Below are 14,103 nucleotides of genomic sequence, written 5' to 3'. Positions count from 1 at the left end.
GTAACTAATTGAATATTTCAGCAAGCTTTTTATTCAAAGGTTCGCCACGCAAGCCATTGCCAATAATTTTGCCTTGCGCATCTACCAGAAAACTTGCAGGTACTGCACGTACGCCATATAAACGGCCGACTTCGTTGTTCCATCCTTTCAGGTCAGAAACATGAATCCAGTCTAAGCCATCTTTTTCAATCGCCTCTAACCAGCGTTCCTTTACATTATCCAATGAAACTGAAATAATCTCGAAGCCTTTATCCTTGTAGGTTTGATATTGTTTGACCAGGTTCGGATTTTCAGCCCTGCACGGACCACACCAGCTTGCCCAAAACTCAACCAGAACTACTTTTCCTTTTAAGCTGGCTAATGAAACCGGCTTGCCTACTACATTGTTCTGTGTAAAAAGCGGTGCAACATTTCCAACAGCGGTAATGCCGCTTGCAGCAATACGCTGAGCGAGTTCTTTACCCATATCGGTTTCGCGATAAACTTTGTTCAGGGCGTTAAAAAGCGGTTCAACCTTGGCTACATCAACCTTGCTTCCGGCAGCTTCTGAAAGTGCCACTAAAGAGAAGTATGATGTTGGGTGTTCTTTTGCAAATTGAAACTGTTTCTCTGTTCGGTTCTGGATATTTTTTCTGAAACGCAGATCTACTGCCTTCATGTAAGCGGTATCTTTTTGCTGATCTGGTGTACCACGGTTAAAATCGATATTAACGGCTTTGGTAAGCGCCATAATAGTACCACCGATGGCTTTGTTATAGGCATCATATTCCTGATAAACTTTCGAGCCAGCAAAAACAGCATTTTCCAGAGAATCTTTTGAAGTGATCGTTACCTGTTCTTTACCGAAATAAAAGTAAATCACATCTCCGGTATAAACGGCCTTACCTTTACCCCCACCCGTATGATCCAATGCCATACGGGCGTAGGCATTGCCAGAAATATTTCCGGTAAATTTGAAACTTCCGTTAACAAGTGCTACTGAATCTTCGTGACTTACACCGTTATCCATGTAATCAATATAAGCCATCGCTGGTGCACCCAGCGAACCTATTTTGCCTGTTAAACTAAAATTTGGTGCCTGTGCCCAGCTTAAAGCTGGTAACAAAAAGGCCAATACTGCTAATTTTATGATTTTCATTTGTATGTTTTTTTATGGTTATAATTTTCATGAGGCTGTATCATTAATTGTAATTCAATCGAATTTGTCACGTTGAGCCTGTCGAAACGCCATGTAAGGCCTTTTAAGCAGTTCCTTCGACAAGCTCAGGATGACAATTCTATATTTATGCGACAGCCTTATGGACTAAGGTTATTTTCTGATTGCGATATCTACAGGAGCACCTGGAATACCCTCAATCTTTTTGAGGAATACGCCGTTCATGCCTGTAGCAATATTTAGGAAAGAAACGGCTTCTTCTGTTCCTACCATTAAGGTTTCCTCGTCTTCGCTCAATTTTAGCATCGTGATCGTTTTGCCGCTAAAGCTGGTAGCCAGTTCCCTGAGTTCTTCATTTACAGGATTATACCGATAAACCTTACTGCCATTGGCAATATAAATTACCCCGTTTTTAGCGCCACTCCATTTAGTATTTTCATTAATTAGCTCCTGACGGACAAAAAGACGTTTATGTTGAGGCGTAAAGGTAAATGGCCCGTTAAACTGAACATTGAACTTTAATTCGTAAATCTTTCCATCAGTTCCTTTACAATAGGCGAAACAATCTGCGTTATTAAGTTGCTCCAAATGAACAAGATCCATCCCCACATTTAAAGGATCGAAGGCAGTTGTTGTAGTAACGGAGTATTGGGTACCAAAATAAACAGGTGCTCCATAAAGATTGATCCTGACAAATTGCTTTCTGTTTTTGTCGAAGCCAATAAAATAAGTAGCCGTTTGCGTAAAGCTCATCACAAAAGACGGAGCCAACTCATAATCACCATCAGCAGGTAAGCCGAACATTCCATAAGTAGCTGCCTGGTCCCAGGTGCTTGTTGTTCCGCCGTAAAATTTACCATTTACAACGCCCATCATTACCCCTTGAGGATGCGAGATCAGAGAACCCACCTCCAAATCATCTGGCGATGTAAAAAAGTTATCTTTAAGAGTATTAGGGTATTTCGGTTCTTCCTGCATGGTATTCGGTTCCAACCTGATCCCACCATTTTTTGTAATGATCCAGTATCCCAATAGGTTATTTGTAAATATATTTTTTAGCAGAAATAAATTTGTGGGGTTTACAGGCAAATCTTTCCCCTGCATAGCCCTGTACAAACGTGCCTGCACGCTACCATCTGGCTTTACAAATGAAAATTGCGTGATCCCATTTTCGACACTCAATACCGTTGTACCACTGGCAAATTCGGTTCCGCCATCGACAAAAAAATTATGGAAATACTTCATTCCATTCGCCTTATTAAATACAGTAAGGCGTGCAGAATATCTTTTAGCCTGCAAACCAAATATAATTCTTAGAGCTGGTCCGGTATAGAGAACATCATTCCCTTCCATCACACTAATTTTCCATTGAAGTTCGATATTAGCAGCATCTGCTCCTTCTATTTTTGGTTTGATGATCAAACTATCCCCAACACTTGCGGTGTAAACAGAATCAAGGTTGGCCAATTTAGGCTCTATAGGTAAATCGATATCGTAATTACCCAAGTCTTTATGACATGCGGCTAAAGAAACCACGCCAACTATTAATAATATTAATTTTTTAATGTTCATGTTCTTCGAATTAAATAACCTCATTGCCATTTTCATCTATAAAATAATATTTACCATTCTGTATGTTTTTCCTCAAAAGCGTTTTTTTAGACGGATTACTCTTGTTATAGAAATAGTAGCTATTGGTATTACCTGCAGTTACCTCTTCAATTACATAGCCTTTCGCTGCATTTTTGGCTACCCAATTAAATGGATTATTTAACATCGTGGTTAATAAGCCTATATAATACAGGTTTTTCGGTGCATCAAGTCCGTCGGTAGTGAGGGAGGTTTGCCCGGTTACCAGAATAAATAACTCATGTTTGGTTCTCGAATAAGGAGGAAGCGGCCAGCTATCCCACCAGCCTGGTTTTTCCAATTTGGAGGAGAACACTACTTTAGCTCTAATCAGGTAAGGATTTTCGATGCCCAGATCTGGCGTACCGGTTAATTTGATGAGTATTGAAACTGATCTGTTTTCAAGTTCCTTATCCTTATTATAAATCACCAAAGGAATGTATCCTAATCCATTATTAGGAAGGATTGAATATTGAGCTTTCAAAGCTTCATAATGAACTCCCGGAGTGGCAGTTGAGGAATCAGTATCTACCCGCGCACTAAATTTCCGCTCTGCGTCTGTTCTGATCCCAGATAAACGTACCGGTAGCCACACGGTGTCCTGAGCCCGTGTAGGATTATAGGCAAAGGTTCTTACGATACTGTCTTTATCTCCATTATAAATGTCGAAATAAACATTAGCACTGTGATCAAAACGCATCTCTTCTGCTTTCTTACAAGAAACAAGGCAAATGATTGCGGATATTAATATGTATATTTTCATAATTTGCTATTAATAGAATTTCAAACTGTTTTATCTGCCACCATAAACAACCTCGTCGTTAGGAAGAGGAAGCACGAAAATGTTATCGGAAGCCGGGATAATTACACCGGTTTGCCCTACAATACCCCTATTGAGCCTTTTATACATATAAAACAACTGGCCTTCTGCTAACCATTCTTTACGGGCATCTTTAAGCAGTTCTTTTAATAAATCTTCTTCGTTGTTTATGGTCAAAGGATCACCTATTTGCCTCGCTTCACGAACCTGTGTAAGGTAATTAACTGCGATCGTGGGATTATTTGCATAAGAACACTCGGCAGCGATGTAATACATCTCACTAAGCCTGATCGCAGGAGCCATGAGGTAATGTAAATTTGCACCAGCCTCGGTACTTAAGGGATTTCTGCGGTATTTAACGATATCGTAAGATCTTGACGATTGACTGGAGGTAGCAGACAACCAGTATTTATAACGGGAATCACTTGCTCCGGCTGTCGCCTTTTCATAGATATAATCTGCAGCATCCTCAATCAAATAAAATCCACTGGTACCACTTCGAAACCAATTGTCTTTTATCTCTTTTGCAGAACCTGGTATATACCATCCAAAAACAAGTTCCTTATAAAGAATACGATCTTTCTTCGAATCTTCGAATGCCTCAAAATCACTTTTTGCTGTCCATGGGAATTTTTTTGAGTCGATTACCTCTTTAGCATTTTGTAAGGCTTTAACTTTATCGTTTTTATACAGATAAACCCTGGCAAGCGTACCACATACTGCATAATAATTTAAGCGGTGCCTTCTGTTTTGCAGGAAAAGACTTGAGTTCTTCTCTTCTGTATTTTTCAGCGTATCAGTAACTAAGGGATAATTTACAATATAACCGGCACTACGAATCGGATCTGCGATTAATAATTGTTTAGACTCTTCCAAATCTTTGATGATCAGATTAATGGTTTCTGATACGCTGGAAACCGGTGTAATCTCTTTCGTGTATTTGTTAGCATAAGGAATTCCTTTTGCAGTAGGATTTTTCAGATAAGAAGGAGCAAAAAGACGCAACAGATCGAAATGCAAATAGGCTCTTAAGGCAAGCGCTTCTCCTTTAACAATAGCATAATTGTTGCCGTTAAAAATGTTCTTTTTTGCATCTACATTTTCCAGAATCAGGTTACAGTTAACAATTGCATTGTATAAACCAGCCCATATTTTATCCTTGCGTTTGATAAACTCGCCATGTTTGTAATTATACAATGAGGTTTGTCTGTAATCCTGTCCGTCTTCACGCATCGAAAAATTTTGAGCCAATACTTCTGTTGTACCAAATGTAAGCTCCTTACCATACAGATCTGATTCTGTACTGCGGTTATACACACCATTTATGGCTTCCATAAAGCCATTTTCTGTACTGAATAAAACTGGGGCAGCTATTTCTGATTCCGGCTCAACTTCAAGCCATTTCTTGCAGGAACTAAACAATCCTGTTATTAAGATGAGGCAGATTAACAATCTAATCTTCATATTTTTATATTTTAAATTCGTTAAATAATATAGCTTAGAAAGCTGCTCTGACAGAAAAGGTTAAACTCCTGGTAAATGGATAATTAATTCCTCTTTCTTCTTTTACTGATGACCAACGCAACACGTCATTTGCCGTTACCTGAAACATGAGACTCGACATCGATAATTTTGACGCGATTTTTTTATTCATATCATAAGAAAAGTTGACTGATTGAAGGTTGATCAGATTATCAGGCTGGATAAACCGTGAGCTTACATCCGTTTCGCCATTATCAGCTATATTTTTATAAAAAGAGAGGTCGCCTGGCTGCTTCCACTTTTCTTCAAATACACGTTTATCAACGTTATATCTTGGGTCGGCATTTTCAACACGTTCTACCAGGGTCAGGTTGTATTTATCGCCACCGAAATAAGTTTGAAACTGCACATACAAGCTAAACCTTTTGTAGTTAACCGTTCCACCAAAGTAACCGCTCACTTTAGGATTAGGATCGCCGATTACAACATAATCTCTCTTATCGTAATCATATGTAAGTGTACCATCTTTTTTAAGGTAAAGCTCACGGCCATTTTCCGGATCTATACCTAATGAACGTACGCCATAAATGGCATTAAATGGTTGCCCTTCGCTAAATCTAAGCAAAGGAATTCCCCTGTAGCCACCGTCGCCCGGCTTTAAAGATTGTAGTTCGTCTGCCCTGTCATTGTATTTTTTTAATGCGTTAGAGATCCTTACCACCTTATTTCTGTTGGTAACCATATTCGCATTCAGATTTACCGACCAGTCTTTGCTTCTTAAGGCATCTACGGTTATCCCCAACTCCGCACCTTTGTTTTCCATGTCGCCAAGGTTTTCTTTATAAGATAAAAAGCCTGTTGACGGAGGTAAAGTGATATCGGCTAAAATGTCTTTGGTAAACTTCTTATATATCCTTGGCATAATCATTACCCGATCTTTAAAAAGCCCAATGTCGATACCAATATCGGTCATTCTTGTTTTTTGCCATCCGAGGTTTTCATTTCCATAACTGTTTACACCAGCACCAATACCAGATGAATACCAGTTTCCTGTATTGTACTTATAAATGGTTTTTGATAAATAAGGATCGAACTCTACCGAACCGGTAAGACCCGTAGAGGCTTTTATCCTGAGTTGGCTAATTACAGGATTACCCTTCAGAAATTCCTCCTGATGTACATTCCATCCTAATCCGAACGACCAAAAAGGAGCCAGTTTATTGTTTACGCCGAATTTTGAAGAACCATCAATACGCACGGTTCCATCCATCAGATACCGGTTTTTATAGGAGTAGTTCATCGAAAAAAATGAACCAAACAAACGAGCTTTTTCTAGCCTGCTTTGCGGTTTTCCATCTTCGGCATAGCCCTTGGCAAATCCTATGCTGGTAAAACGATCGTTAGCAAATCCAATAGCGGTAAATTCTTTTTGATCGCGCAGCTCTGTACGGGCATTTACACCTACCAAAGCGTTAAAATAATTGCCACCAATCTGCTTTAACCAGGTTAGCCTGATATTACTATCCCAATAGGTTTCTTTCATCTCCCTATTCATATATTCTCCCTTTTCATCTATTTTATCTGTTTTGTAGAGGTAAAATTTGTTTGCCATAGGAGAAGTGAATACGTCATCTGTATTTGATCGCGTGGTTACACTCATTTGGCCCCTTAACCTCAGGTCTTTTGCCACTTCTAAATCGGCAGAAAGGTTATCAATAATTTCGGTGTATTTAGATTTATTGAAGCTGCTTAAACTGGCGTCAAATAATGGATTAAAAACATATTCTCTGGATCCGTCTTGTTTTTCATATACATCCGAAATCCTCATCGCCATGCCATTGGCATCTTTCAATGGATAATAAGGATTCATTCTTACATAACTCGAAAAATCACCATAAGGAGATTCGGCAGCACCTACCTGCGTTATAGACAATTCATTTCTGAACTGGAGTTTCTTCACATTGTATTGAAAGCTCATTCCACCGGAATATTGATCCCTTGCCGAGCCTTTCATTGCTCCCGGCCTGGTTTGGTAACGAAGATTTACATTATACCGGAATGCCTGCGAACCTCCATCCAGGTTTATAGCATGTTTATGTCCTATGGTATTACGCAAGGGTTGCGATAACCAATAACTGTTCACACCACCAACAACATTGGCTTTTTTATGGTAATAAATTTCATCAAGCTGATCTTGAGAAACTTGCTGTTTAGAAGAACTATATAATCCTGCCAAAACTTCATAATCTAGTTTTTCAGCAGCATCTAAAACCTGATAATCACTTAAATCTGCAGCGGTAAGGTTTAACTCGTAGTTGTATTCCACCCGTAATTTCCCTTCTAAAGGTGTTTTAGTGGTAATCACAATTACACCATTGGCGGCGCGCGAACCGTAGATTGCAGTTGCAGCTGCATCTTTTAATGAGGTAACCGATGCAATTCTATTCACATCCAAATCAAATACTTTCTGCACGCTTACTTCATACCCGTCAAGCATAAAAACAGGCATGTTCGCATTACCTTGAATATCATCTCTTCTTAACACCTGCCCATCGCCGCTTGGCAGCGCAGAAGCTCCTCTAACATTGATAGAAGGAATCCTGTTAGGATTGGAGCCTGCCAGGTTATTATCGATCAGTTTAAATGAAGGATCGAAAGTTCCGATACTTTGAAGCAAATTTTGTGGATTTACCCTTCTCAGCTGATCACCGGATATCGTAACCGCATTACCCGTATAGTTATCTTTTTTAATCGTTTGATAACCTGTAACCACCACGTCATTCATTTGGGTCATCTTAGAGGTAAGCTTAACGTTTAACGTTTTAGTACCTGTAACCTTGATTTCAAACAAGTCGTAGCCCACATAACTAAAAACCAAAATGCTTCCTTCGTCAACATTGACTTTGAATTCGCCTTTATCATTGGTGATGCCTGCACTTGCACCATTTTTAACGGAAACACTAACCCCCGGAAGGGTTTCACCCGTAGCTTTATCAGCAACAACACCTTTAACCTCAATTTTTACCGCTAAACCTGCTGCAACAATAGGTAAATTCTCTTTGCGGCTGATCACGATGGTCTTGTTAACAATGTTATAGCTCAGGTTTTGATCTTTCAAAGAAGCATTCAAAGCATCTGCCAATGATGTATTATTGAACTCGACCATTACGTCTGGCTTATCCTGTAGCAATTGTCCTTTGTAAAAGAAAAAATAGCCTGTCTGCTTTTTAATCTCCTTAAAAACTTGTTTAAGTGAGGTTTTTCTTCGAGAGAGCGTTACGGTTTGCGAGAAGGTGACTGCCGAAACATGTAAGGCGCCAACCAGTAGTAAAATCGTAGTCAATTTCATGACCAATAAAAATTTAATCTTTACCCTCCGCATGTCGCACACGGGGTTGTAAAGGGTAGTTAATTTCATACCTTTGTAATGAATGAGGTTAAAAAATAGCAGCTGGGTTTCGAAGCAAGCTGCTTGTCCAAATTTCTACCGGAAGCGTTGTCGCGCTTTCGGTTTTTTTTAAGGTAGAATGCTAAATTTCTGGTAGTTTTTTCATCATAAAGTTTAGTTAGTTTGTAAATTGGTTGGTTGATTTTTCCGGCTGTTTAAAGAAAGACATTCTTGTTTAATTTCTTGTTACGGTAAGCACTTTGCCTTTTATATCAATATGAACGTCGTTAAATTCCAATATTTTAAATACCTCTGCCAGGTTGCTATTTCTAGGAATGTCGCCGATATATTTTTCTGTTGAAATTTTGCCCTGATAAACGACATCTACATCATACCAACGCGAAATCTGCCGCATAATACTTTGCAGATCATCATCATCAAAAGAGAAAATATTATTCTTCCAGGCCATTTCTTTGTCAATATCAACCTGCTGATTGAGCGTTAATTTAGCTGTGTTTATATTTAGCTTCGATTGTTCTCCCGGGTGCAGGTTTATAGTACCAGAGGCATTGCTCACTTTTACTGCACCTTCTAAAAGTGTAGTTTTAACAAGAGCTTCATCCCTGTAGGCGTTAATATTGAAATGCGTACCTAAAACTTCAACGGTTTGTGCATCTGTTTTTACCTTAAAAGGACGGGTATGGTCTTTTGAAACCTCAAAATAAGCTTCGCCATTAAGTTCTACTACCCTTTCGTTTTTTGCAAAGGCATAAGGATACTTTAAGGTTGTAGCCGCATTAAGCCAAACTTTTGTTCCATCGGGCAGGCTTACCTGGTATTGTCCGCCACGGGGCGTGCTAATGGTGTTGGAGCCTGTAACCGGGGCATTTGGAATTTCTTTAATGATGTATTCGAGTTGACCATTTTTAGTCTTGTGGATGATGATACCGCTCTGGCTCGCAATCTGACCGTTTTTAGCATCGTCCAGATTTACCACCGTTCCATCGGCCAGTGTTAACATCGCTTTATTTCCACCTGGAAGAATATCTTTTAATTCTGTTTTAGCTGTTACTGGAAGAGTACTACGACCTGTTATAAAATAGAGACCTATGCTAAAGCATAAAATAATACTGGCCGCTATCGTAATGCGCTTAACCGTAACCAATTTTACAGATTGTCTTCCTGGTTTTAACCGATTCCATACTTCTTCTTTACTGGTTTCGATCAGTAAATGATCAGGAGCCTCTTTTTGGAAAGGCAACTGAAGGTACCATGCTTCTACAACAGCGATTTCTTCTGGCGTACAATGGCCTGAACGGTATTTATCTAAAAGCTTTTTTGCATTTTTCTCCATTACAAAGAAATCTAGTTTGGTTGGTTAATATATATACGGCGAAGCTATAGCCTTGGGGGTATCGAAAATTATTTTTTTTCAAAAATATTTTCAATACCGCTTAATTTAAAGAGAAAAGTCTGTATTTAGGCCTTTTTTGGCAGATTACCTATAGGTTTTTAAAAGGAAAGCAACATAAATAACTACTCCTAACCTCGATTTAAGAATTCGGAGTGCTCTTTTAACCTGTGTTTTGACCGTTAACTCAGAAAGCCCTAATTCGAGCGCAATTTCTTTATGTGATTTGTTTTCTTTACGGCTTAAAATAAATATTTCGCGCATTTTTGACGGTAAAGCATCAATTTCTTGCTCAATTAGTAATGCCATTTGCTTTTCGCGCACCATATAATCAGTAGCCACATGATCCTGATCTATATAATCCTGCAAAGAATCAACGTATTTACTTTCTACTTTTTGATGCGCAAACACATCCAGTACACGGTTGCGCACTGCTGTATATAAATATGCTGATAAATTACCGTCTGGTGCTACCTGTAAACGTTTAACCCAAAGTGATTCGAACAACTGGTGTAATACATCCTTTGCATCTTCATCATCATTTAAGCGTTTATTGGCATGGATAAAAAGTAAGCCATAAAAGCGGTTGTAAATTTCAGTAAAAGCAAGCTCATCACCTTGAGTTAACAAGTATGCCAATTCGCTATCAGAATATGAACGGTAAACACGCATAGAGATAAACAAAGATAATACAAATACAATCGGTTTCATTGGCTTGTATCAGCGTATATCTTACTTATCTCTTGAAAGTTGTAACTTTTTACATGGATATAGCGGTTTTTATCTGTGAAAAAAGGAATTTAGCAATTCAGGAAGGTTTCGTAAACAAAAACAGTCATAAAACAGATAGATGAAGGCGAATATTGGGATCCGGTCTGTGAGATATCGAAAGATGGAATAAAAGTTTTTAACCACAGATCAACACTGATTTGATAGCTGTGTCCATCCTTTTTATCTGTGGTTAAACATAAAACAGATAAGCCTGATGCCCGCTGCAAAAATAGCACGTGCAATCCAGGCTTATCTTTCAACTCAAAAACCAATAGACGATGGTGAATATTTGGTTTTGGCCGACGAGTCGTTGACCTATGGATTAAAAATTTTTAACCACAGATACACACAGATCAACACGGATTTGATAGCTGCGTCCATCTTTTTTATCTGTGGTTAAATTATTATTTCTACTCGTGCCTGAAGGACTTAACTTAATCACGTTGTATTAAACCGTACCTACCCGTTCTTTTTCGAAAACATAAGCAAAATGTTTAAAGGTTTCGTTTGCTGCAACAATAGCCTCTTGTTCTTCTTGCTCTGTTTTTGCCTGTGCATTTAAAACAGCTATAAAATTGCCCCACATCATGCCAGTAGCTTCTCCATACCCCGAAAAGAAAGAGACACCTTTGGTTACCCCTCCTTTTTCGAGCATTTTAACAATAATGCTTCCACCCATAATTGAACCTTCCAATACATATAATGCACCTAAAGCCTGTACGGCATTTTCAATTTTTGGTACGGTTGTAAATGGAAGATCAGTGATATCTGCACCGAGTTCTAAAATATCAGCTTTAATATAGGCCGAATTTCTACGCTGGGCATAATCAGGTAGAACGGATGCCGTGATAAAAGGCTTAATCGTTTCTTCAATGTGGCTGAAGTACGCAAAAAAATGTTTCAATAAATCTGCATAGTCCTCATTGCTTCTGATTGCTTTCAGCTTTAAAACAACCTGTTTCTCTAAATTCTGGTGTTCGGCTTTTGTAGCCTCTTTAATATTTGTACTTAACATGTTTTGTAATTTATAGTGTTTAAAATTTAATCTTTATATAGTCGGTACGTTAAACCAGCCAGCAGTACGCACCCTGGCTGTCCGGGCATTAACTGGTCGGTATAGTTAAAAATGTTATCTGCCGTAAGTCTGATACTTAAATGCTGTTTCATTAATTTCTTTTCAAAAGCGGCATTAAACATAAAAAAGCCATTAACAAAGGTGTCGTACCTATCGATAAACTGATTTCCATTACGGTCGCCAAAAGGATATTTACCCCTGTAATTTATGCGTATGTTTAGGCTGGCATCCCAGGGGCGGTAATTATAAAAAGCTTTAAAATTGGCCATGTGACGCGATCGGTTCTCTATCCCCCAATAATCAGAAGGTTTTGGTGCATAAGAGTTTCCGGTTGCAGCATCGTGGATATTCTGGTTATAAGGATAATGCCCGGCTTTAATGCTATCAATTACGCTTAAATCTTTCGCACTGAGGTATTGATAACCTGCACTCAATTCTAAATTTTTAACCGGACTAATGGAAAAAGAGAGATCTATACCTTTATTTACGGCCTCGGGAAGATTTTGATAGGTGTAAATATTCCGGTTTCCGCTGCCTGTAGCTACCTGAATGCTGTTGATCTGGTTTCTTAAGGCGTGGTGAAAAATCCCTGCCTCTACTTTTATGTTTTCTTTGGGTTTCCACTCCAGACTTAAATTTAACGAAGTGCTTCTTTCTGCTTGTAAATTTTGATCAAGTTGGTTTAACAGATATGGCCTGATCTCACTAATCTGTCCCTGAGCCTGCAGCTGATTTAGCGTTTGCCTCAACACTTCATTCCCAATAACCAGGTAATTTGCTGCAGGATTATAAAAAACAAGGTACCTCGATTTAAAATCGGGTGCTTTAAATCCTGTGCCTGCACCGGCCTTAAAGGTTAAAGTCGGGATAATTTTATATTGCAGGCCTAAACTGGGGTTAAGTTTACTCCCGTAGGTATTGGTTAAATCGTAACGCAACCCTGCAACCATCCCCAATTGTTTAGTGAGTTGCCAATCGCCCTGAAGAAAAGCAAAACCTGAACTTACTGAAGCTGGATTGGTTAGCGAAACATCATTCATACTTTCGATACTGCCACCCAAACCGCCGGTGAATTTAAGTTCATCATTTACACCATAGGCAAACTGCTGTTCGAAACGGTGTAAGTTCTGTGCGAAAATATCTTTTGTAATGGAGCTCTTGGTCTGTTGCCAATCTACACTTTGGTCTGACCGGAAATTGGTATAATAATAACGGCTCATGCTACGCAAACCCGAACTAAAGTTATGGTCAAATGTGGCCGAAAGGTTTAAATCCTGCTCGTCCTGACTGTCGCCTGAAATAATGCCCAAACCAAAATCTTTCGACATAAATGATTTCCGTAGTCCGTAGCGACCACTAAAACCAATCGTACTTTTTGGCGTTAAGCGGTAACGAACTCTCCCCTGCAAAGCATAATTATCATAAGGCGGTGCAGTGGTACCCTGTTGAATGTATTTAGGATTGGTATTAAAACCATCAGTACGGTAATAATTTGCAGATACATTGGCCGATCCTCTTTGCGAGGCAAATGGCGTTTCTCCTTCAAGGGTAATATCTGCAATATTCAATCTTCCATAATTTGCGGCAACCGATGCCTGGGGCTGTAAAGCGCCATAGCGGGTTACGATATTAATCGCCCCGCCGAGCGCCTCGCTTCCAAAGAGACAGGAGGATGCACCTTTAATAATTTCAATCCTTTCGATATTGGAAACACTGATCCTGGACAGATCAAAATTACCACTGTTGCGGCCAACCATTGGCTGACCATCGATCAATATCATAATGTATTCACTGCTAAAACCTTGCATCTGTACACCAACCGACCTTGCGCCACCACCAATGTTGTTTACTATGGCAATCCCCGTCTGTTCTTTCAATACCTCATCTAACCTCCTACTGCCCATTAATTCGATGGTTCGTCGGCTAATTACCGTCACAGGCATTGCACTGCGTTCTAACTTTAACAAGTGATCTGGAGCAGCACGGTTTTCGGATACGGCAACCTCGTTAAGTTCTCGTTCATCTTCTGATAGTTTAATTATTAAGTTATTTGCAGCCACAGAACCGATTTTAATATTGGCTAGATGATTGATTTTGCCGACCATACTTACGGTAATGTTGTAATTACCGGTAAATATCTTGTTGAAACTAAAATTTCCTTTGGCGTCGGTTTCGGTGCTATGCCCGTCAGGCTCCAAGCGTACAGTTGCACCACGTAAAGATTTATCAAACTCATCAGTAACCTTGCCTTTTAAACTTCCATAATCTTGTGCAGCAACCGTTAAATGGAAAAACACAAGGAAAAATATGATGGCGGATGGTTTAAACATGTTTTATTTTTGTTGTTATAGTACCAGGTTTTATCCCTTCC

At 39.2% G+C, this 14,103-nt stretch carries 9 protein-coding genes; all 9 read right to left on the bottom strand.

The window, feature by feature from the left end:
* Window positions 1-4: 4 nt before the first annotated feature.
* Window positions 5-1,138 (bottom strand): TlpA disulfide reductase family protein, encoded by a 1,134-nt coding sequence (locus KYH19_RS08980; RefSeq protein ID WP_219078422.1) that lies wholly within the window; start codon window positions 1,136-1,138, stop codon window positions 5-7.
* A gap of 171 nt (window positions 1,139-1,309) precedes the next feature.
* The gene (locus KYH19_RS08975) at window positions 1,310-2,728 is read right to left on the bottom strand and encodes a PKD-like family lipoprotein (RefSeq protein ID WP_219078421.1); all 1,419 of its coding nucleotides are present in this window, start codon (window positions 2,726-2,728) and stop codon (window positions 1,310-1,312) included.
* A 10-nt stretch (window positions 2,729-2,738) separates the two neighbouring features.
* Window positions 2,739-3,548 carry a DUF4843 domain-containing protein gene (locus KYH19_RS08970; protein WP_219078420.1) on the bottom strand — a complete coding sequence of 270 codons (810 nt, stop codon included), beginning with the start codon at window positions 3,546-3,548 and terminating at the stop codon, window positions 2,739-2,741.
* A 30-nt stretch (window positions 3,549-3,578) separates the two neighbouring features.
* On the bottom strand, window positions 3,579-5,069 hold the full coding sequence (locus KYH19_RS08965) for a RagB/SusD family nutrient uptake outer membrane protein (RefSeq protein ID WP_219078419.1): 1,491 nt from the start codon (window positions 5,067-5,069) through the stop codon (window positions 3,579-3,581).
* 34 nt (window positions 5,070-5,103) lie between these two features.
* The gene (locus KYH19_RS08960; RefSeq protein ID WP_219078418.1) at window positions 5,104-8,436 is read right to left on the bottom strand and encodes a SusC/RagA family TonB-linked outer membrane protein; all 3,333 of its coding nucleotides are present in this window, start codon (window positions 8,434-8,436) and stop codon (window positions 5,104-5,106) included.
* A gap of 274 nt (window positions 8,437-8,710) precedes the next feature.
* Complete coding sequence (locus tag KYH19_RS08955) at window positions 8,711-9,829, bottom strand: FecR family protein (RefSeq protein ID WP_219078417.1); 1,119 nt, start codon at window positions 9,827-9,829, stop codon at window positions 8,711-8,713.
* A 144-nt stretch (window positions 9,830-9,973) separates the two neighbouring features.
* The gene (locus KYH19_RS08950) at window positions 9,974-10,597 is read right to left on the bottom strand and encodes an RNA polymerase sigma factor (protein ID WP_255562599.1); all 624 of its coding nucleotides are present in this window, start codon (window positions 10,595-10,597) and stop codon (window positions 9,974-9,976) included.
* Window positions 10,598-11,105: 508 nt separating this feature from the next.
* A complete protein-coding gene (locus KYH19_RS08945; RefSeq protein WP_219078416.1) occupies window positions 11,106-11,672 on the bottom strand; it encodes a biliverdin-producing heme oxygenase in 567 nt (188 codons plus the stop codon).
* 26 nt (window positions 11,673-11,698) lie between these two features.
* The gene (locus tag KYH19_RS08940) at window positions 11,699-14,062 is read right to left on the bottom strand and encodes a TonB-dependent receptor (protein WP_219078415.1); all 2,364 of its coding nucleotides are present in this window, start codon (window positions 14,060-14,062) and stop codon (window positions 11,699-11,701) included.
* Window positions 14,063-14,103: the final 41 nt, after the last annotated feature.

Origin of the sequence: Pedobacter sp. D749, from assembly GCF_019317285.1 — a bacterium.
In the GTDB taxonomy this organism is placed as follows: Bacteria; Bacteroidota; Bacteroidia; order Sphingobacteriales; family Sphingobacteriaceae; genus Pedobacter.
The sequence above is the reverse complement of the archived record's forward strand: the minus strand, read 5'-3'. Positions and strand labels throughout refer to the sequence as shown.

Excerpts from the sequence above, each read along its gene's own strand:
- KYH19_RS08980 (WP_219078422.1), bottom strand. The coding sequence starts at position 1,138 with ATGAAAATCATAAAATTAGCAGTATTGGCCTTTTTGTTACCAGCTTTA.
- KYH19_RS08975 (WP_219078421.1), bottom strand. The coding sequence starts at position 2,728 with ATGAACATTAAAAAATTAATATTATTAATAGTTGGCGTGGTTTCTTTA.
- KYH19_RS08970 (WP_219078420.1), bottom strand. The coding sequence starts at position 3,548 with ATGAAAATATACATATTAATATCCGCAATCATTTGCCTTGTTTCTTGT.
- KYH19_RS08965 (WP_219078419.1), bottom strand. The coding sequence starts at position 5,069 with ATGAAGATTAGATTGTTAATCTGCCTCATCTTAATAACAGGATTGTTT.
- KYH19_RS08960 (WP_219078418.1), bottom strand. The coding sequence starts at position 8,436 with ATGAAATTGACTACGATTTTACTACTGGTTGGCGCCTTACATGTTTCG.
- KYH19_RS08955 (WP_219078417.1), bottom strand. The coding sequence starts at position 9,829 with ATGGAGAAAAATGCAAAAAAGCTTTTAGATAAATACCGTTCAGGCCAT.
- KYH19_RS08950 (WP_255562599.1), bottom strand. The coding sequence starts at position 10,597 with ATGAAACCGATTGTATTTGTATTATCTTTGTTTATCTCTATGCGTGTT.
- KYH19_RS08945 (WP_219078416.1), bottom strand. The coding sequence starts at position 11,672 with ATGTTAAGTACAAATATTAAAGAGGCTACAAAAGCCGAACACCAGAAT.
- KYH19_RS08940 (WP_219078415.1), bottom strand. The coding sequence starts at position 14,062 with ATGTTTAAACCATCCGCCATCATATTTTTCCTTGTGTTTTTCCATTTA.